Consider the following 17,498-nt stretch of genomic DNA (forward strand, 5'->3'; position numbering starts at 1 on the left):
ATGAACTACAAGACAAAAATTATTTAAATCAAAAAGTTAGGTGGGATTTTGGCAAATTTTGCAAGAATCCCGGCCGTCCCTCTATTTTACTCAAGTTTTATTAGGGGACAGAGTGATGTCATTATGTTCGAAATCCGGGAAATTCCGCACCATTACAGGGCTTCACCGGGCATGCTGCGGATCGGCCGGCCGCGCCGGGATGGACGTACGCGCCGTTGCGTCTGCCGCTCCAGCGCCTGCTTGAACTGGTCCGATCCCAATGGCCAGCCCTTCAGCGTGGCCTCGCTCAACTGGCGTACTTCCCGCTCATCCAGCCCCTGTTCGATCTGACCACGATAGGTTGCTTCCCGCTCGAACGGTGTGTTGCCCAAAGACCAATACAAGGAGTGGTCGGTAATGACCGGATCGCTCTTGATGCCAACATGATGCTGGTAGCTCGACCAGGGATAATCGCCAGCCGATGGTGCCAGTCCGGCACGCACCGGATTCAGCTCGATATAACGCGAACACAGCATCAGATAACGTTCGGCATCGATCACGGTCGCCCGGTAGCGCCCCTGCCACAAGGTGCCGGTGCGATGGTATTTGTGGTTGAAGTAAGGCACGTACAGCCGGCCTATCCATTGCATCATGCGCGACAGACCCTGCTCGTCGGACGGCGTCACCAACAGGTGCAGGTGATTGGGCATCAGGACATAGGCGTGGATCGCCACCTTGAACTGGCGGCCGCCTTCGCGCAGACGGTCGAGGAAGAACAGATAGTCGGCAGTCTCACGGAAGATCAGCTGGCGGTCATTGCCGCGCTGGATCACGTGATGCGGCTGATTGGGAACGACGAGTCGGGGAAGCCTGGCCATGCGATGAAGATGGAAACGGGAGTCGCACCATCATATACGACTCCGTCCCCAATTATCGACAGGCTCAGCGCATTGTCGCGGCCCAGGCCGGTTCCTTGTGGCAACGCTGTTCGATCGCCTTGACGACCAGCGCCCGCAATTCGTCCAGCAATACGACCTCGCCCGGCGCGATCTTCGAGACTGGCAGCGACGGATGCCAATCGCCGTAGATGAAACCGACCGGGTGGAAATTCAGCATCAGCGGCAGAATCACGAAACTGTGCGACGTGCCCAGTTCGTTCTGCCACCAGCGCGGCAACTTGCTGGCAAAACCGCGCGCACGCGCGTCCTCGACATAGATCATCTTGTCGTTGGCAAGCGAGGCATGGAAGACATCGGGCTGGTAGGCATCGCTGAATTTCAGGCGCGGCAGCAATTCCTCCGTGCATTCGCCAAGACACATGCGCGCCACATAGCGGCCTTCTTCGTGATGGCGCAAAAAGGCGATCGCGCGACTCAGTCCCAGACCCTGATAAACGGTTTCCAGCGCCACCGTCATCATCTGCCCGGTGCTGGACGTCATCACTTCGCCGCACATGTCGGCGACGCCGCGCTGCAGGATATCGATGGAATCGGCCGGCTTCCCCAGCGGCAGCAGTAACTGCTTTTCCGGCTCGTCGGCGCCATTCTCGTCCGCCGTCTCTTGCTCGACATTCTTCTGCGCGGCATCGACGGCAACCAGCACCGCATCCGCCTCCAGCCCCAGCATGCCGGCATAGCCGTCGGCGATGTCCGCCAGATCCGCGGTCGCCACATCGTCTTCGCACAACACGGTGGCGCAGTGTGTCGACATCGTCGATACCGCTGCCAGCCATTCGGTATGTTCAAGCGGTTCGGCGATATCGATGCGCGGCGGCATGTCCGTCAGGCTGGCAACCAGCCCGTTCGGCAATCCCCAGCGCTTGCCGACCAGACGACCGATTTCGTCCAGCTTTAAACCAAGCACGCCTTGCGCCGCGTCGTTATTGGAAAGCCGCTTTTCCTCGGCCTCCTGCTGGATTTGCGCCCAATGTTCCGGCAGGTAGAAGGAAACCATCAGCCGGCCGAGCGAATGCAGGATGGAACTGACAACCACTTCCTCGGCATCGCGGCGCGCGGAAATCAGCGCCACCTGGCGCGCGATCTTCCCTGCCAGTACCGCCTTTTCCATCTCGTTGCGCGTTTCCGATGTGCCCAGCGAGGCGGCCGACAGGCCGTCGATCAGTTTCAATCCCAGCGCCAGATGGCCGATCGTTTCCGTGCCGAGCACGATGACGGCCTTGGAGACGGTGCTGATGCCCTGGCCGAATGCCGAATACATCGCGCTGTTGGCCAGCCGCAGCACACGCTGCGTCAGCGTCGGATCGGACAGGACGGTGCGCGTCATGCTGAATTCGCGGTCGTCTTCGCCGTGCATGGCGCCGACGATCGCACTGACGACTTTCGAGAATCCGGGAAGATCGCCGCGTTGCCGCACGCGGGTCAACAGCAGATCGAGCGTTTTTTCCGGGCTCAGCGCAATGCTGTCATGTGTGTTCATGAATCAAATTCTTGTTGCCTAGTTTTGCAGCGCTTCCGCGTCTGCCTTCAGTATTTCGATTACAGCATCCGGCAACATTGGACTACCCGTATGAAACCCTTGTATCAGCGAACATCCCTGCGCGGACAGGAAGCGCAGCTGATGTTCGTTTTCCACACCTTCCGCCACCGTCAGCAGACTCAGATGGCTGGCAAGGCTCAGCACCACATTGCAGATCGCCGCATCCTTGACGGAATCCGGCAGATCGCGGATGAAGGTGCGATCGATCTTCAGTGCAGCGATCGGGAATCTCTTCAGATAGACCAGCGACGAATAGCCGGTCCCGAAATCGTCGATCGCGATGCGCACGCCGCGGCTGGCAATTCTAGTCAAAAGCTGCTCGGCATGCTCGGGATCCGCCATCAGGATGCCTTCGGTGATTTCCAGCAGCAATTGATGGCCATCGAGACCGGACAGGCGGATCGCATCGTCGACCGTCGTGATGAACTGGTCGTTGCGGAACTGTCGCGGGCTGACGTTGACCGATACATACAACGGGCGGCCGGCCGCTTCCTCGAAACGCTTCAGCTGCACGCAGGCGGCCTTCAAGGCCCAGGCGCCGAGCAGATGAATGAGGCCGTTTTCCTCGGCCATCGGGATGAACTGCGCCGGCGACACCAGGCCGATGTCCGGCCGCATCCAGCGCATCAGCGCCTCGAAACCCATGATCTGGCCGCTGTGTGCATCGACGATAGGCTGATAGTGCAGCAGGAATTCGCCGTTGCGCACCGCCTCGAACATCGCCGCTTCCATCGACACGTCATGCTCGACCTGATCGAACGCCATCTGGTTGTAGACGATGCAACGCGCCTTGCCGAGTTCCTTGGCGCGGTACATCGCGGTATCGGCGTGCGCCAGCAGCTTGACGTCGCTATCGCCGTGGATCGGATAGATCGCCGCACCGATCGACGTGCTGACATACAGCGTATTGCCGTTGATCTCGAACGGCAGCTGCATGCCGGAAATCATGCGGCGCGCAATGTTGTGAATCTCGTGTTCGTCGATCACGCCCGGCAGCACCGCGACGAATTCATCACCGCCGACGCGTGCCAGCGTATCGCCGTCGCGCAAGGTCATGCGCAGGCGATCCGCCGCCACACGCAGCAACACATCGCCGACCGGATGGCCGAGCGCATCGTTGACCTTCTTGAAACCATCCAGATCGAGTGCGATCACCGTGAAGCCCGCACTGCTGCGGCGCGACTGCGCAACCGTCATGCGCAAGCGGTCGGCCAGCAGCGAACGATTCGGCAGGCCGGTCAATTCGTCATGCGTGGCGATATGGCGCAAGCGCTCTTCCGTTGCATGCAAACCCGAGACGTCGCGGCCGACGACCAGAATCTCGAGTGTCCGTGTTTCGTCCGTCTCGCACGCGATCATTTCCAGTTCGAACCAGACTGCGCCGGCCTGCGTCATCAGACGCACGTTGACACGTGTGACCTCACGCGATTCCACCGCCTGCCGCAGCGCCGCCTCGATTGCATGACGATCCGACGGACGCACCAGATCGAACAGGTTCAGCCCCGTCAACGGCGTAGCGCCATCCAGCCCGATGGCGCCGACGGCGCGCTGGCTGGCATACCGGATATCCCCTCGCGCATCGAGTCGCAACACCACCTCGCCAGCCACTTCCATCAGACTGGAAAGCCGGACATCGGACAAGTCGTTACGCTGTGGTGACATGCTTGAAGAATTGGAGGTTGGGGGGAATGGCCTTGCCGCCGCGGAGAAAGATCGCTTTATGACAAACCTGAAAAATTCTCGCAGGAGTGGCAATTTCACAATCCTGAAATGTAAAAACCTGCAAACAGAACGCTTCAAATCTTAATGCAGCGCGAAGGAAAAGAATAGGAAAGTTTGCATGAAAAAAACGAAACTGCACCGCCGACATGCCATATGCATCGGCCATTGTGTCCAGATAGTCATCTGGCGGCGTCGTGCATCGAAATGCAAAATTGAAGCCGCAACAATGTAAAACGCACATGCCGCCTGTTTTCGGATCGACTGCCATTGTCAGCGCGGCACTCAACGCCCATCGGACGCCATCGGCGGGCAATCCGCGGATTGCCCGCCAAGGCTTCTGGCGGCATGCTTGACGGCATACATCGCCGCATCGGCATGATGCAACAGCGCCTGCGCCTCTTCGCCATGTTCGGGATAGAAGGCAATACCGATGCTGGGCGATATCGTCAGCACATCGTCATTCACGCTGACCGGGCGCTGCAGCGCCGCACGGATCTTGTCCGCCACCCGCGCAGCCTCTTCGCGTGCGTGCAATCCTTCCAGCAATACGATGAATTCGTCGCCACCGATACGCGCCACCGTATCGGCATCGCGCACACAATGTTTCAGGCGATCCGCAGCTTCCCGCAACAGCACATCTCCGGCCGCATGACCATAGCTGTCGTTGATTTCCTTGAAGCGATCCAGATCCAGATACAGCAACGCCATGCAGTCGCGATTGCGCCGCGCGCGAATCAGTGCCGTTTCCAGACGATCGTGCAACAACCGGCGGTTCGGCAGATCGGTCAATTCGTCGTATTGCGCCGTGTGCTGCAGGCGTTCCTGCTGACGCTTGCATTCGATCGCCTCGGCAATGCGGCCTGCAAGCGGGGACAGCAGCTCGCCGTCCCTTTCCACATAGTTTCCCGCCCCATCCGTCGCCAGCAGCATGGCGCCAACCGGGCCGCGCTCCGAATGCAGCGGCATCATCAGGATGTTGCCGTCGACAGCGAGTTCCGCTGCCGACGATGGCCGGCCATGTCTTTCCGCACAGAAGGCCCCGGCAGCAAGCACCTGCAGATCGAAACACGCACTATCCCTTTGGCAGGGAAATGCCGGTCGGCCGTTCTTTTCGTCACATACGGCGACGGCAAACGATACAAACGGCAAGAGCATGCCGACGATGTCGCGCAACCGGGCGATCAGTTCCGGCAGATCGCCTGCTGCATGTGCCGCCTCGGAAATCATGTGGAGCGCTGTCTGCACGGATTCGGTGCGTTTGTATTCGGTGATGTCGCGCGCCACAGCAATGCGCAGCCGGTCCTTTTCCGACCAGCGCGCCGTCCACATGATGTGGACAATGCCGCCGCCCTTGCGGACATAGCGATTCTCGAAATGCAGATTGGGATGGCCGGACATGATTTCTGCGGCGGCATTCAGCGTACGCTCGCGATCCTCTGGAAAAACCAGCGCAATCATCGGCGTGCCGATCAGCTCGTCCGAACGGTAGCCGAAAATGCGCTCGCACGCTGCGCTCAGGTAGACAAAATAGCCGGCCTCATCCACCACGCAGACGGCATCGAGTATCAGATCGGCAAAGCCGGAAAAATCGGTCTTGTTGAATGTCATGAAACGGACCACGTAAACCAATGCGCGTTTTATCCCGGGCCGCAATGCGACAGGCGTTCGTATTATATAGAGACGCCATCGAGAAGCGCCATTTATTGCGTAGCCCGCATCATGAAGAAAGTCACAAACCTGCAAAGCAGGCACGATGCCTACAATGCGCGTCCTATGAAGACGCTGCCGGCCAGCAGACAGAGCACACCGACGAATCGCCGTACCGCAATTTCGTCGACACGATGGGTAACATAGGCGCCCAGCAAGACGCCCAGGATCTCGAAAGCCGTGATGAAGAAAGCCAGGCTGTAATCGATATGGCCAAGATGCAGATTCGCGATCGAGCCGGACAAGGCGCCGACGATCTGCAGCACCTGCCCGATACCGATCGACATCAGGATCGAAAAACCGAACAGTGCCATCAACGGAACCGATAGCGCCGGCCCGCCGATGCCGGTCAGACCGGACAAGAAGCCGGTCAATGCACCGATACCGAACAGCGCCAGCCAGCGGCCGCGTGCGCCATACGGCAGCCGCAACACATACTGACCGCCTCTCGCCGCCAATGCATAAATGCCCGCAGCCAGAATGACGATACCGAGCACCAGCGACAGCATCGCGGCGCTCAGCAGCGAACCGGTCCATGCGCCACCAAATCCCGTCATGGCCGCGCCGAGACACACCGGCACCGCCGTATTCCAGTCTATGGTTCCCTGCCGGTGAAAATAGAAGGCGCCGACCAGTCCGGTAAAGATGAAGGTGAACAGCGCCGTCGCCATTCCCTGATGCAGTGTCAGGCCGGTCAACAGCACCAGTGCCGGCGCCATGAAAAACCCGCCGATCCCGGCAGCGCCGACCAATGCGCCGATTCCGATGGAAATCAGGATCAAGCTGACATAGGTCGTCATGGCGCTCCGGGTTATGGCACGTGGAATTTCATATTATAACTTGTTATAACCAGTTGCAGTAAACAAAAATCAGGCCGCCTTCTCCAGATCGCCTCCCGCTGCTACCAGCGCCTGCACCAGTTCCGGCACGATCTGGAACAGGTCACCGACCAGTCCGTAATCGGCCACGCCAAAGATGGGCGCATCCGGGTCCTGGTTGATCGCGACGATCACGCGGGAATCCGTCATGCCGGCCAGATGCTGGATGGCGCCGGAAATGCCGATGGCGATGTAGAGTTCGGGCGCGACCACCTTGCCGGTCTGCCCCACCTGCAGATCGTTCGGCACGAAGCCGGCGTCGACAGCGGCACGCGACGCGCCGACGGCAGCGCCAAGACGATCGGCCAGCGGATCGAGAATCCGGAAATTTTCCTGCGATCCAAGACCGCGCCCGCCGGCGACCACCACGCGCGCTGCCGTCAGTTCCGGCCGGGCCGAAACCGCCAGTTCGCGCGACAACAGACGTGTCTTGCCAGCGTCCGCCGCGACCGCGACTGCCTCGATGACGGCATTGCCACCATGGGCCGCCTGTACAAAACCGGTCGTACGCACGGTCAGCACACACGGGCTGTCCTGTGACTGCACGGTCGCGATTGCATTACCGGCATGAATCGGTCGCTCGAAGATATCGTGAGCCTGCACACAGGTAACGTCCGACAGTTGGCCGACACCCAGCAACGCCGCCACACGCGGCAGCACGCTCTTGCCCTGCGCGGTGGCCGCCGCCACCACATGCGTATAGTGCGCAGCCAGCGCAAACGCTTGTGCCGCAAGATTTTCAGGCAGGCCATCTGCGAGATGCGGCGCATCGGCCAGCAACACTTTCTCCACGCCGGCAACGCCGGCGGCCGCCTGCGCCACGGCCTGGCAGCCGGCGCCCGCCACCAGCACATGCACAGCGCCACCGCATTGCGCCGCTGCGGTAATGGCATGCAGCGTGGCCGGATGCAGCGCTGCATTGTCGTGTTCGGCGAGAACCAATGTCGTCATGAGGATTCCTTTCCTTTCGTCGTTCCGTTCGGGGCATGCGTTACAACACGCCGGCTTCGTCGCGCAGCCGCGCCATCAGCGTCGCCACATCGTCGACACGCACGCCGGGCTGGCGCTGCGGTGGCTCGGCCACCTTCAGCGTCGTCCAGCGCGGTGCGATGTCGGCGCCGAGCTCGGCTGCCGGTAGCGTTTCCAGCGGCTTCTTTTTCGATTTCATCAGGTTCGGCAGGCTGACAAAGCGCGGCTCGTTCAGGCGCAGATCCGCCGTCAATACCGCCGGCAGCCTCAGTTCCAGCCGCTCGATGCCGCCGTCGATCTCGCGCACGACCTCGATTGCGCCGCCATCCGGTGCCGCCATCGACACTTGCGACACCGCCGTCGCCTGCGGCCAGTCCAGCAGCGCTGCCAGCATCTGGCCGGTCTGGTTGCAATCGTCGTCGATCGCCTGCTTGCCGAGGATCGCCAGTTGCGGCTGTTCGCGCGCGACGATCGCCGCCAGCAGGCGCGCCACCGCCAGCGGCTGCAATTCGACATCGGTTTCGACCAGGATCGCGCGGTCCGCGCCGATCGCCAACGCAGTGCGCAAGGTGTCCTGCGAGGCCGCCGTACCGCAGGAAACCGCAATCACTTCGCTTGCCCTGCCCGCTTCCTTCAGTCGCACCGCCTCCTCGACGGCGATCTCGTCGAACGGATTGATCGCCATCTTCACGTTGGCCAGCTCGACACCGCTGCCATCCTGCCGCACGCGGACCTTGACATTGGCATCCACCACCCGCTTCACCGGGACCAGTACTTTCATCGTCGCTCCTTCCAGTTCGGATTCGGTTCCATTGCGACACCTTGCGCAACAGCAGGCAAGACGCCGCCCTGCCGCATCGTCGATGCGGTTCGTTCATTGCAGCAAAGGGAAAGGGCGGCCTACTTGTCGACGAAGGCGCGTTCGATCACGTAGTGGCCGGGATGGCTCATGTTGCCCTCGGCCAGGCCGTGCGCTTCCAGCACATCGACCGTATCCTTCAGCATCGCCGGACTGCCGCACAGCATGAAGCGGTCATCGGCCGCATCGAAGGCCGGCACGCCAAGCTGTTCGAAGAAGGCTTCGCTTTCCAGCAGCACGGGAATGCGCCCCTGGTTGCGGAACGGTTCACGCGTGACAGTCGGGTAATAGATCAGCTTGTCCGCCACCATCTCGCCCAGCAATTCATGCTGCGGCAATTCATCGACGATGCGCTGCTGGTAGGCCAGTTCGTGCACATGGCGGCAGCCGTGCACCAGGATGATCTTTTCGAACTTCTCGTAGACATCCGGATCCTGGATGATGCTCATGAACGGCGCAAGACCGGTGCCGGTACCGAGCAGGTACAGCCGCTTGCCGGACAGCAGATTCTGCGACAGCAGCGTGCCCGAGGCCTTGCGGCCGACGAGAATGCTGTCGCCGACCTGGATGTTCTGCAGGCGCGAGGTCAACGGACCGTCCGGCACCTTGATGCTGAGGAATTCGAGCTGATCGTCGTAGTGCGGGCTGACCATGCTGTAGGCACGCATCAGCGGCTTGCCTTCGACATCGAGGCCGATCATCGCGAACTGTCCGCTCTGGTAGCGAAAGCTGGATTCGCGTGTCGTCGTGAAGGAAAACAGCCGGTCCGTCCAGTGATGGACCGACAAAACTTCCGCAGAATAGAAATTGCTCATCGTTGCATCCTTTCAGGAAAAGCGAACCGCATGCACCGCACCGTCGCCATCACTGCCGAAAGCCAGTTCGTGCAGATAAGCCCACGGATAAATGCCGCGATCGTGATCGTCGGAAAAAAACAGTTGCACGCCGACCGAGCCGACCGGCGCGATATCCACCAGCGCGACATCCTGCTCCACCGCCGGATCGGCATGTGTCTTGCGCCGCAGGCTTTCGCAGACGCTGCAACGGCAGGCCGCGCGCAATCTTGCATAAGGCACGCTCGCCCTGCGTCCGTCCCATTGCAATTGCAATGCCCGGTTGGCTGCATGCAGCATCATCTCGCTCGGCAAGGTGTCACAGGACATGGCGCACACCCTCCGGTCCGATTTCGGTGCTGAGGCCAGCACAGCCACCTTCGTCCAGCTCGCCGCCCATCGCCGCCAGGCTTTCCTCGCGGATCAGCCGGCGTATCGTGCGCAGCAGGCCGGTGAATTCCGGCGACTCCATCATCTCCGGCTTGCGCGGGCGCGGCAGCGGCACCACGATCTCGGCCTTCACGCGGCCCGGCCGCGCTGTCATCACGTAGATGCGGTCGGAGAGGAAGATGCCCTCTTCGATATCGTGCGTGATGAACAGTACTGACAGCCGCAGCCGCTGCCACATGTTGGTCAGGATTTCCTGCATCACGGTGCGCGTCTGCGCATCGAGCGCACCGAACGGCTCGTCCATCAGCAGCACCTGCGGGCTGGTCGCCAGCGCACGCACGATGCCAACGCGCTGCCGCATGCCGCCCGACAATTGCGACGGATAGTGATTCTCGAACGCCAGCAGACCGGCCAGTCCCAGCAGCGTGCGCGCCTGCGATTCGCGCTGCGCCGCCGACATGCCCTGCATCTTCAGGCCGAACTCGACGTTCTTGCGTACCGTCATCCACGGGAACAGCGAATACTGCTGGAACACCACGCCGCGATCCGCACCGGGACCGTCGATCGTCTTGCCGTCCAGCGTCAGCACGCCGCTGTTGATCGGCGTAAAGCCCGCCACCGCATTCATCAGCGTCGACTTGCCGCAACCGGACGGCCCGATGATGGACACGAACTCGCCCGGCTGCACATTGATCGACACCGACTTGACCGCCTGCACGGTGGTGCCGCGCGACGTGAACGCGATACTGACGTCGCGCGCGTTCACATGTCCGGCAGATGCATTCATCTGCGCATTCATCTGTGCACTCATTTACGTCCTCCCGCAGCAGCACCGATCCATGGCGTCGACCATTTGGCGCACAACTGGATCACCTTGCTGCACAACAGACCGAGAATGCCGATCGTCAGCATGCCCAGCGCGATCTTCGGATACTCGATCAGCGAATAGGATTCCCAGGTGAAGTAACCGATGCCGAACTGGCCCGAGATCATCTCGGCAGCGATCAGCGACACCCACGCCACGCCCATGCCGACCGCGAGGCCGGTGAAGATGTGCTGCAGCGCGCCGGGCAGAATCACGTACAGCATGATGTCCTTCTCCTTCGCCCCCAGGCTGGCCGCGGCGCGGAACAGTACGTCGTCGATCTCTTCCACGCCGTGGATCGTGTTGAGCAGGATCGGGAAGAAGGCGCCGATGAAGGTGATGAACACGATGCTGCCCTCGTTGCTGGGCCAGATCATGATCGCCATCGGCACCCAGGCGATCGCCGGGATCGGACGGAAGATTTCCATTGCCGGCATCGTCAGCGAACGGAACAGCCGGTAGCGGCCGACCAGGATGCCGAGCGCCACGCCCGTGACCGCCGCGATGAAGAAACCTTCCAGGATGCGGCGCAGGCTCATCCAAACATTGGTCAGGAACTTGGTCGACTGGTTGACCTCCAGCATCGTCTGCCAGACGTCGCCCGGCGTCGGGATATTGCTGAAGCGGACATAGAAATCCCAGCGATACTTCGTGGCCAGATACCACAACAGCAACACGCTGCCGATCGAGACCGCACCCAGCAGATATTGCATCCAGGTCGATGCCAGCATCGTTCTCCATTGCAATCCCTGCTGCGGCGACAAGGCATCGCTCATGCCACCCTGGATCGCCTGCAATGCCGGCCGGGATGCCGGAGCACTTTTCTTGTGGGCCGCTGGCGCCGCCACTGGCGGCGACTCCACGGCTCGATCGGTCAGAGCCATGATTATTTCTCCATCGTTGCAAGCACTTGCTCATACGAAACGACGCTGCCGCCGTTCTTCTTTGCATACGCTTCCGCATCCTTCTTCAGCAGAAAGGGCACAACGTCGAGCTTGGCCGGCGTACTGCCGGACATGGCATAGAACGCCTTGCCGCCGAAGACCTTGATGCCCAGTGCATGGTCGTACACATACGACACAGCAATTTTCTTGCCTGCCTTCTGGTATTGCGCAATGCCCTTGAAGGCACACACGGGAGAGCTGACCGGCACGATATCGCCGCCATCGATCCAGATTTCCGCTGCGTTCGCCGGATCGCTGATCTCCTTGTTGCAGATCGGATCATGTCCGCTGATGTTGTAATAGTTTTTCAACGATTTCTTCTGGGCATCGTAGTCGAGGCCGTCTTCCTTGAAGGCTTCGCGCACGTATTTCTCGTCGACCCAGGCATTCACGTCCAGCGGCTTCACGCGATTGAGTTTTTCCAGCACCGCATGATCGGTCTTGATCGCATCGACCAGGATCGGCTTGATGCTCGGATCGAGCGTATGGATGCCGCCCGGGCCGAGGAACAGATAGGCCACTTCCTTCTCGATGCCGGTCCACTTCTCGATATCTGTTGCTGCCTGCTTCGGATTCTTGCGCAGCCAGTCGTTCGCTGCCATCAGCGCCTTGATGTAGGCCACCACCACTTCCGGATATTTTTCGGCGAAATCCTTGCGCACCACCACACCATGAAAGGTCGGCAGCTTGGTTTCAACGCCGTCGAAAATCTTGCGCGCAAAGCCGCGATACGGCAGCAGGTCAGGGAAAGGCACGAAGTCGGCATGCGCATCGATCTTCTTTTCCTGCAGATTGGTCGTGCCGACTTCCGGCGACTGGCTCACCAGATTCCAGTAGTCGCCAGTCCAGCCGCGCGACTGCATCGCCTGCAGCAGCATGCCGTGCGCCGCAGAACCGAACGGCACCGACACCGTCTTGCCCTTCAGATCGGATAACTGATAGTACGGACTGTCCTTGTGCACCACCACGCCATTGCCGGCGCCGAACTGGTTATACGCAATGATGGCGATCAGCTCGGTGGCATTGCCGCTGCTGTTCTGCCCGATCGCACCGTTCACCAGCAACGGATAGTCGCCCATCATGCCGATCTGGATCTTGTTGGCCATCATGCCGTTGGTGATCGGCGGACCGGAGGTCGAGTTCTGCCATTCCAGCTTGAAATCGATGTTGGCGTACTTGCCGGTCTTCGGCAGATACTTTTCCAGCAGGCCGAGTTCCTTGATGACGACACCGCCCGTCACCGTGTTGGTCGTCGTGTTCTGCGTACCGATGCCGATGGTGACCACTTCCTTCGCGTGGGCACCGGCGGCAAACAGCAGCGCCGCGGATGAAACCAGAAAACGCGCGACCAGTTTGGTGCTGCCGCTACGTGCCGTCATATGCAAGATCGTCATGGGGACCCCCTTCAGTGTTCGCCTAGAGAAAATTCATACCGTTACAACTTCGCCTAACTCATCTCCATCAAGTGCTCCCGCTTGTCCTGTTTCTCCGCCCAGGTATCCGCTTCCGGCAACGGTTCCGTCGATTGCACGATCAGCGGCCACTGCTTCGCCAGCCGTGCATTCAGTTCCACGTATTCGCCCTGTTCCGCCGGCAGCATCTTTTCGTCATACACGGCCTCGACCGGACATTCGGCGACGCACACGCCACAGTCGATGCAGACTTCCGGATCGATCACCAGGAAGTTCGGCCCTTCATGGAAACATTCAACCGGGCAGACCGCGACGCAGTCCGTGTACTTGCAGCCGATGCACGACTCTCCGACCACGTGTGTCATGACGCGCCTCCCTGCATGTGAATGCTGGTGATGGCGAGCTTCGACAGCTTGCGCACGTCTGAATCGGCATCGTGTTGCGCCGCTTCGAGGAACGGGATCGCGCGCACGTCACCGATCTCGCCCAGTGCAATCACGGACTCCTTGCGCAGATTGCTGATCGGATGCTGCAGCGCCTCGCACAAGGCCGGCACCGCCGCCTTCGCCTTCAGCTTGCCGAGACTGCGCGCGGCCTTCACGCGTACCTGCCAGAATTCGTCTTCCATCGCCTGGATCAGATCCGGCGCGCCAAGTGCCAGGCCGAGCTTGCCCATCGTCGCCGCGGCTTCCTCGCGCACCTGCCATGCCGCATCGGCCAGCACGCGACTCAGCGTCGGCTGGATGCTGATCGCCGACGAATAGCCGAGCGCACCGATGGCGACGCGCCGCACTTCCTGATCCGGATCGTTGGCAGCAGCATTGGTCAAGGCGCCAATCGCTTCCGGCTTCTTCAGGTAGCCGAGCACGCCGACCGCTTCGCGCCGCACCTGCGGATTGCGGTCTTCCAGCGCCACCATCGCCGGCGAGAAGGCTTCATCCACCCGCAATGCGCGTACCGCGCGCAGTGCATCGGCCTTGACCTGCGGACTGCCGTCCGACAGATACGGCAGCAAGTGCACAGCCGAGGCCGGCTCCTTCAGCTCGGCCAGCGTGATCGCCGCCGCCTGCCGCACTTCGGCATCCGAGTCCTTCAGCAACGGCACCAGCGCCGCCAGCGCTTCCGGCTCTTCATAGCCTTCGATCGCCTTCGCCGCCTCCAGCCGGACGCCGGCGTCCGGGTCGGCCATCGCCGTCACCAGCAGCGGCACGATGTCGTCTTCCTCCTCGGAATACGGCAGGTCGAGCACCGCGATGCGACGCACACCGGGATCGTCGCTCTGCAATCTGTCGTGAATAGTGTTCGCAAGCATGCTGCCTCCTCAACGCACCAGATACGGGATGTTCACGTGCACGGCGCCGGTCGGGCAGTCCTGCTCGCAGGGCATGCAATACCAACATTCGTCGAACTTCATGAATGCCTTGTTGGACACCATGTCGATGGCCAGCACGTCGAGCGGACAAACATCGACACAGACGGTGCAGCCCTTCTCGGCGATGCATTTCGATTGATCGACGACGACCGGGGCCTGGGTACGGGTGGTTGCAATGGTCATGATGGTTTCCCTCGTTTAGTGTTGGCTGCCGCCGGCGACACGCAGGCGTTGATAGGCCGCTTTTTCCTCGTCGTTCAGCTCGACGATGTACGGTTCGATCTCGCGTTTGCGGAAACGCATCCTGCCGTCCGTGCCCTTGCCGACGTTGGTGTGGCAGAACCAGTCGGCATCGTTCTTTTCCGGATGATCGACGCGCAGGTGATAGAGACCCCAGCGGCTTTCCTCGCGGAACATCGAGGCACGCGCCGCCAGTTCGGCGCAGTCGCGGATCGTGCTGGCTTCCATCGCGCGCATCAGTTCGTGCGGATTCTCCGCACTGATGTCATGCAGGTCGTCGCTGATTTCACCGAAGCGTTCCAGCGCGATTTCCATCTTGCGGGTGATCTTCGGCGGCTGCAGGTAATCGTTGACGATGCGGCGCGTCTTGTATTCGACCTGGAACGGCGTCAGCCCTTCGCTGCGCGACAGCGGTGCGGCGATGCGCTTACGTTCGGCTTCGATCATGTCGGTGTTGATCACCGGATCGCCCTTGCCGGACACATAGTCGGCTGCGTTCTCGCCGCAGAACTTGCCGTAGACGAACGCACCCAGCATGTAGTTGTGCGGAATGCTGGCGCAGTCGCCGGCTGCATACAGACCGGGAATCGAGCACTCGCCCTTTTCATTGGTCCAGATGCCGGACGCACTGTGACCGCTGCAGAAGCCGATTTCCGAAATGTGCATCTCGACCGCCTTGTAGCGATAGTCGTTGCCGCGCTTTTCGTGAAAACGTCCGCGACTCGGCCGCTCGTTCGTGTGCAGGATGTGCTCGATCTCGGCGATCGTTTCTTCCGCCAGATGGTCAAGCTTCAGGAAGACAGGACCGCGACCGCCTTCGAGTTCGTTGTAGAACTCCAGCATCATCTGGCCGCTCCAGTAATCGCACTCGATAAAACGCGATCCCTGCGAATTGGCCGTGAAGCCTCCGAACGGTCCCGTCACATAGGCACAGGCAGGGCCGTTGTAATCCTTGATCAGCGGATTGATCTGGAAACATTCGAGGTTGGTCAGCTCCGCACCGGCGTGATATGCCATCGCATGGCCGTCGCCGGAATTGGTCGGATTCTCGTAGGTGCCGAACAGGTAACCGGAAGCCGGCAGGCCGAGACGGCCGGCGGCGCCCGTGCACAACACGACCGACTTCGCCTTGATCACGTAGAAATCCGCAGTACGGCAGTCGAAGCCCATGACGCCGGCGATCTCGCCGTTGGTGCCGGTAATCAGGCGCGTGGCGACCACGCGGTTCGTGATATCGACACGCTGGCGTTTCAGTTGCCGATACAGCACCTTCTTCATGTGGTGCCCTTCCGGCATCGGTAACACGTAGCTGCCGAGGTGATGCACCTTGCGCACCGCATAATCACCGGTCTCGTCCTTCTCGAACTTCACGCCCCAGCGATCCAGTTCCTGGATCATGTCGAAGCTGTTCGCCGCATAGGCATAGACCGCCTTCTGATCGACGATGCCATCGTTGGCGACGGTGATTTCCTTCGTGTATTGTTCCGGCGTCGCGTGGCCGGGAATGACGGCATTGTTCAGGCCGTCCATTCCCATCGAGATCGCGCCGCTACGCTTGACGTTGGCTTTTTCCAGCACCAGCACGCGTAATTTCGGATTCTTTTCCTTCGCCTTGACAGCTGCCATCGGCCCGCCTGTTCCGCCGCCGACGATCACAATGTCGTATTCCAGTTCGATGGTCTTCATGTCTGCCTTTCCAGAGTGTTACGGCCTTTCTTGCCGAAGTGAAACAGCATTGGTTCGACGAAACGGGCATGTCGCAACAAATCAGCTAAACACATCTCGTCATAACTCGTCATAACCAGTTATGCAAAACGTGTGCCAATCGATTTCACTGCCTGAATCGGCTTCAGCAACAAAAGATTGTTCGCGAACGGTGCGAAAAGAGGCGACGGCTGACCGTCATTGGTGAGTGTCGGTTCAATTTGGTGAATGCGATTGCCGATTCAACGACAGCATCACCAACCCGACTGGTGCGCCCGATACTTTCCATGCGTGAAAGCGTAACGGCGCGGAAGGAAAAACAGAACGAAGCATTTTGCACTTGCATATGCAGCCCACGCATATCGCGATCGCTGTCATGCAAACATGCATCGTCAACGCATGATTTTCATCTTGTACCTGAATCGTTCTGCCGGGTAATACAGATACTCGAATACCAGCGGATTGTTTTCCGATGCATAGGTCAGGCGTTCGATGCACAGGATCGGAGAGCCGTTCGCCACCCGCAAACGTTCCGCCACATCGGCACTGGCCGACGTCGCCTCGATTTCGAGATCGGCCGAATGCAGCGGCTGACGCAGCGCGTTTTCGAGCAGGGAAAACAAGTCTTTCTCGCGCAGGTTTTTCTCGTTCAGTTTCGTGCCGACTTCATGTCGCACCCACGAATAATCGATGGAAACCGGATCGCGATTCAGATAACGCACGCGCCGGATTTCCGTCACATCCGATCCGTCCGCAATACCCAGCTTGCTGCAAATCAGGCTGCCGGCCTTCACTGTCGACAGGCCGAACACGTCGGAGTGCGTTTCGTGCCCCTGCTGGCGCATCGCCTCGCCGAATCCCTGCAGGTGCATCAGCTCCTGCGACACGCTGGGCGCTGCCACAAAAGTACCTTTGCCATGCACCTTGAACAGCAGCCCCTCCTTCTGAAGATCGTTCATCGCCTGGCGTACCGTGATGCGGCTGACACCGAACGCATCGATCATTTCCCGTTCGGATGGCAGGCGCTCGTGTGCGGCATAGGTGCCGTCAAGGATCTTCGCGCGCAGCGCTTCCCGAATCTGGATGTAGAGAGGAAGCGAGGAAGAAGGTGCAAGTGGCATGAAATCG

At 60.4% G+C, this 17,498-nt stretch carries 18 protein-coding genes; all 18 read right to left on the reverse strand.

Features of this window, described 5'->3' with window-relative positions; all coding sequences use genetic code 11:
* Nucleotides 1-152 precede the first annotated feature (152 nt).
* The 18 genes from IEV40_RS09850 to IEV40_RS09935 all read right to left on the reverse strand — a co-directional run bounded on the left by IEV40_RS09850 (nt 153) and on the right by IEV40_RS09935 (nt 17,491).
* Nucleotides 153-857 (reverse strand): transposase, encoded by a 705-nt coding sequence (locus IEV40_RS09850; protein WP_188421208.1) that lies wholly within the window; start codon nt 855-857, stop codon nt 153-155.
* A gap of 64 nt (nt 858-921) precedes the next feature.
* Nucleotides 922-2,415: an HDOD domain-containing protein gene (locus IEV40_RS09855; protein ID WP_188421211.1), complete on the reverse strand. Its 1,494-nt coding sequence runs from the start codon at nt 2,413-2,415 to the stop codon at nt 922-924.
* Nucleotides 2,416-2,433: 18 nt separating this feature from the next.
* Nucleotides 2,434-4,137 (reverse strand): putative bifunctional diguanylate cyclase/phosphodiesterase, encoded by a 1,704-nt coding sequence (locus tag IEV40_RS09860; protein ID WP_229724061.1) that lies wholly within the window; start codon nt 4,135-4,137, stop codon nt 2,434-2,436.
* Entirely contained in the window at nt 4,121-4,465 is a 345-nt protein-coding gene (locus IEV40_RS09865) for a hypothetical protein (protein ID WP_188421213.1), read from the reverse strand. The genes IEV40_RS09860 and IEV40_RS09865 overlap by 17 nt, the downstream gene beginning before the upstream one ends.
* Nucleotides 4,466-4,479: 14 nt before the next feature.
* Entirely contained in the window at nt 4,480-5,805 is a 1,326-nt protein-coding gene (locus IEV40_RS09870) for a GGDEF domain-containing protein (protein WP_188421215.1), read from the reverse strand.
* A 149-nt stretch (nt 5,806-5,954) separates the two neighbouring features.
* Nucleotides 5,955-6,704, reverse strand: coding sequence for a sulfite exporter TauE/SafE family protein (locus IEV40_RS09875; protein WP_188421217.1), 750 nt, complete (start codon nt 6,702-6,704; stop codon nt 5,955-5,957).
* A gap of 69 nt (nt 6,705-6,773) precedes the next feature.
* Complete coding sequence (locus tag IEV40_RS09880) at nt 6,774-7,733, reverse strand: electron transfer flavoprotein subunit alpha/FixB family protein (RefSeq protein WP_188421219.1); 960 nt, start codon at nt 7,731-7,733, stop codon at nt 6,774-6,776.
* Between the two features lie 40 nt (nt 7,734-7,773).
* Nucleotides 7,774-8,532: an electron transfer flavoprotein subunit beta/FixA family protein gene (locus IEV40_RS09885; RefSeq protein ID WP_188421221.1), complete on the reverse strand. Its 759-nt coding sequence runs from the start codon at nt 8,530-8,532 to the stop codon at nt 7,774-7,776.
* A gap of 119 nt (nt 8,533-8,651) precedes the next feature.
* Nucleotides 8,652-9,425: a ferredoxin--NADP reductase gene (locus tag IEV40_RS09890; protein ID WP_188421223.1), complete on the reverse strand. Its 774-nt coding sequence runs from the start codon at nt 9,423-9,425 to the stop codon at nt 8,652-8,654.
* Between the two features lie 12 nt (nt 9,426-9,437).
* Complete coding sequence (locus tag IEV40_RS09895; RefSeq protein WP_188421225.1) at nt 9,438-9,773, reverse strand: DUF971 domain-containing protein; 336 nt, start codon at nt 9,771-9,773, stop codon at nt 9,438-9,440.
* The gene (locus tag IEV40_RS09900; RefSeq protein WP_229724062.1) at nt 9,763-10,644 is read right to left on the reverse strand and encodes an ABC transporter ATP-binding protein; all 882 of its coding nucleotides are present in this window, start codon (nt 10,642-10,644) and stop codon (nt 9,763-9,765) included. Before IEV40_RS09900 ends, IEV40_RS09895 begins: the two co-directional genes overlap by 11 nt.
* On the reverse strand, nt 10,641-11,582 hold the full coding sequence (locus IEV40_RS09905; protein ID WP_188421226.1) for an ABC transporter permease: 942 nt from the start codon (nt 11,580-11,582) through the stop codon (nt 10,641-10,643). Before IEV40_RS09905 ends, IEV40_RS09900 begins: the two co-directional genes overlap by 4 nt.
* Before the next feature lie 2 nt (nt 11,583-11,584).
* Nucleotides 11,585-13,036 (reverse strand): ABC transporter substrate-binding protein, encoded by a 1,452-nt coding sequence (locus tag IEV40_RS09910; protein ID WP_229724063.1) that lies wholly within the window; start codon nt 13,034-13,036, stop codon nt 11,585-11,587.
* Between the two features lie 53 nt (nt 13,037-13,089).
* Nucleotides 13,090-13,419 carry a ferredoxin FdxA gene (gene fdxA, locus IEV40_RS09915; protein WP_188421228.1) on the reverse strand — a complete coding sequence of 110 codons (330 nt, stop codon included), beginning with the start codon at nt 13,417-13,419 and terminating at the stop codon, nt 13,090-13,092.
* Complete coding sequence (locus tag IEV40_RS09920) at nt 13,416-14,366, reverse strand: HEAT repeat domain-containing protein (RefSeq protein WP_188421230.1); 951 nt, start codon at nt 14,364-14,366, stop codon at nt 13,416-13,418. The genes fdxA and IEV40_RS09920 overlap by 4 nt, the downstream gene beginning before the upstream one ends.
* 9 nt (nt 14,367-14,375) lie before the next feature.
* Nucleotides 14,376-14,609 (reverse strand): 4Fe-4S dicluster domain-containing protein, encoded by a 234-nt coding sequence (locus IEV40_RS09925; protein WP_188421232.1) that lies wholly within the window; start codon nt 14,607-14,609, stop codon nt 14,376-14,378.
* A 15-nt stretch (nt 14,610-14,624) separates the two neighbouring features.
* Nucleotides 14,625-16,352 (reverse strand): fumarate reductase/succinate dehydrogenase flavoprotein subunit, encoded by a 1,728-nt coding sequence (locus IEV40_RS09930; RefSeq protein WP_188421234.1) that lies wholly within the window; start codon nt 16,350-16,352, stop codon nt 14,625-14,627.
* A 410-nt stretch (nt 16,353-16,762) separates the two neighbouring features.
* Nucleotides 16,763-17,491, reverse strand: a complete 729-nt coding sequence (locus IEV40_RS09935) for a GntR family transcriptional regulator (RefSeq protein WP_188421236.1) — start codon at nt 17,489-17,491, stop codon at nt 16,763-16,765.
* Nucleotides 17,492-17,498 lie beyond the last annotated feature (7 nt).

Origin of the sequence: Oxalicibacterium solurbis (assembly GCF_014635845.1) — a bacterium.
Taxonomy (GTDB): Bacteria; Pseudomonadota; Gammaproteobacteria; order Burkholderiales; family Burkholderiaceae_D; genus Oxalicibacterium; species Oxalicibacterium solurbis.

Bases quoted from the DNA above. Each gene is read 5' to 3' on its own strand.
- IEV40_RS09850 (WP_188421208.1), bottom strand. From the start codon at position 857: ATGGCCAGGCTTCCCCGACTCGTCGTTCCCAATCAGCCGCATCACGTG.
- IEV40_RS09855 (WP_188421211.1), bottom strand. From the start codon at position 2,415: ATGAACACACATGACAGCATTGCGCTGAGCCCGGAAAAAACGCTCGAT.
- IEV40_RS09860 (WP_229724061.1), bottom strand. From the start codon at position 4,137: ATGTCACCACAGCGTAACGACTTGTCCGATGTCCGGCTTTCCAGTCTG.
- IEV40_RS09865 (WP_188421213.1), bottom strand. From the start codon at position 4,465: ATGGCAGTCGATCCGAAAACAGGCGGCATGTGCGTTTTACATTGTTGC.
- IEV40_RS09870 (WP_188421215.1), bottom strand. From the start codon at position 5,805: ATGACATTCAACAAGACCGATTTTTCCGGCTTTGCCGATCTGATACTC.
- IEV40_RS09875 (WP_188421217.1), bottom strand. From the start codon at position 6,704: ATGACGACCTATGTCAGCTTGATCCTGATTTCCATCGGAATCGGCGCA.
- IEV40_RS09880 (WP_188421219.1), bottom strand. From the start codon at position 7,733: ATGACGACATTGGTTCTCGCCGAACACGACAATGCAGCGCTGCATCCG.
- IEV40_RS09885 (WP_188421221.1), bottom strand. From the start codon at position 8,532: ATGAAAGTACTGGTCCCGGTGAAGCGGGTGGTGGATGCCAATGTCAAG.
- IEV40_RS09890 (WP_188421223.1), bottom strand. From the start codon at position 9,425: ATGAGCAATTTCTATTCTGCGGAAGTTTTGTCGGTCCATCACTGGACG.
- IEV40_RS09895 (WP_188421225.1), bottom strand. From the start codon at position 9,773: ATGTCCTGTGACACCTTGCCGAGCGAGATGATGCTGCATGCAGCCAAC.
- IEV40_RS09900 (WP_229724062.1), bottom strand. From the start codon at position 10,644: ATGAGTGCACAGATGAATGCGCAGATGAATGCATCTGCCGGACATGTG.
- IEV40_RS09905 (WP_188421226.1), bottom strand. From the start codon at position 11,582: ATGGCTCTGACCGATCGAGCCGTGGAGTCGCCGCCAGTGGCGGCGCCA.
- IEV40_RS09910 (WP_229724063.1), bottom strand. From the start codon at position 13,036: ATGACGATCTTGCATATGACGGCACGTAGCGGCAGCACCAAACTGGTC.
- fdxA (WP_188421228.1), bottom strand. From the start codon at position 13,419: ATGACACACGTGGTCGGAGAGTCGTGCATCGGCTGCAAGTACACGGAC.
- IEV40_RS09920 (WP_188421230.1), bottom strand. From the start codon at position 14,366: ATGCTTGCGAACACTATTCACGACAGATTGCAGAGCGACGATCCCGGT.
- IEV40_RS09925 (WP_188421232.1), bottom strand. From the start codon at position 14,609: ATGACCATTGCAACCACCCGTACCCAGGCCCCGGTCGTCGTCGATCAA.
- IEV40_RS09930 (WP_188421234.1), bottom strand. From the start codon at position 16,352: ATGAAGACCATCGAACTGGAATACGACATTGTGATCGTCGGCGGCGGA.
- IEV40_RS09935 (WP_188421236.1), bottom strand. From the start codon at position 17,491: ATGCCACTTGCACCTTCTTCCTCGCTTCCTCTCTACATCCAGATTCGG.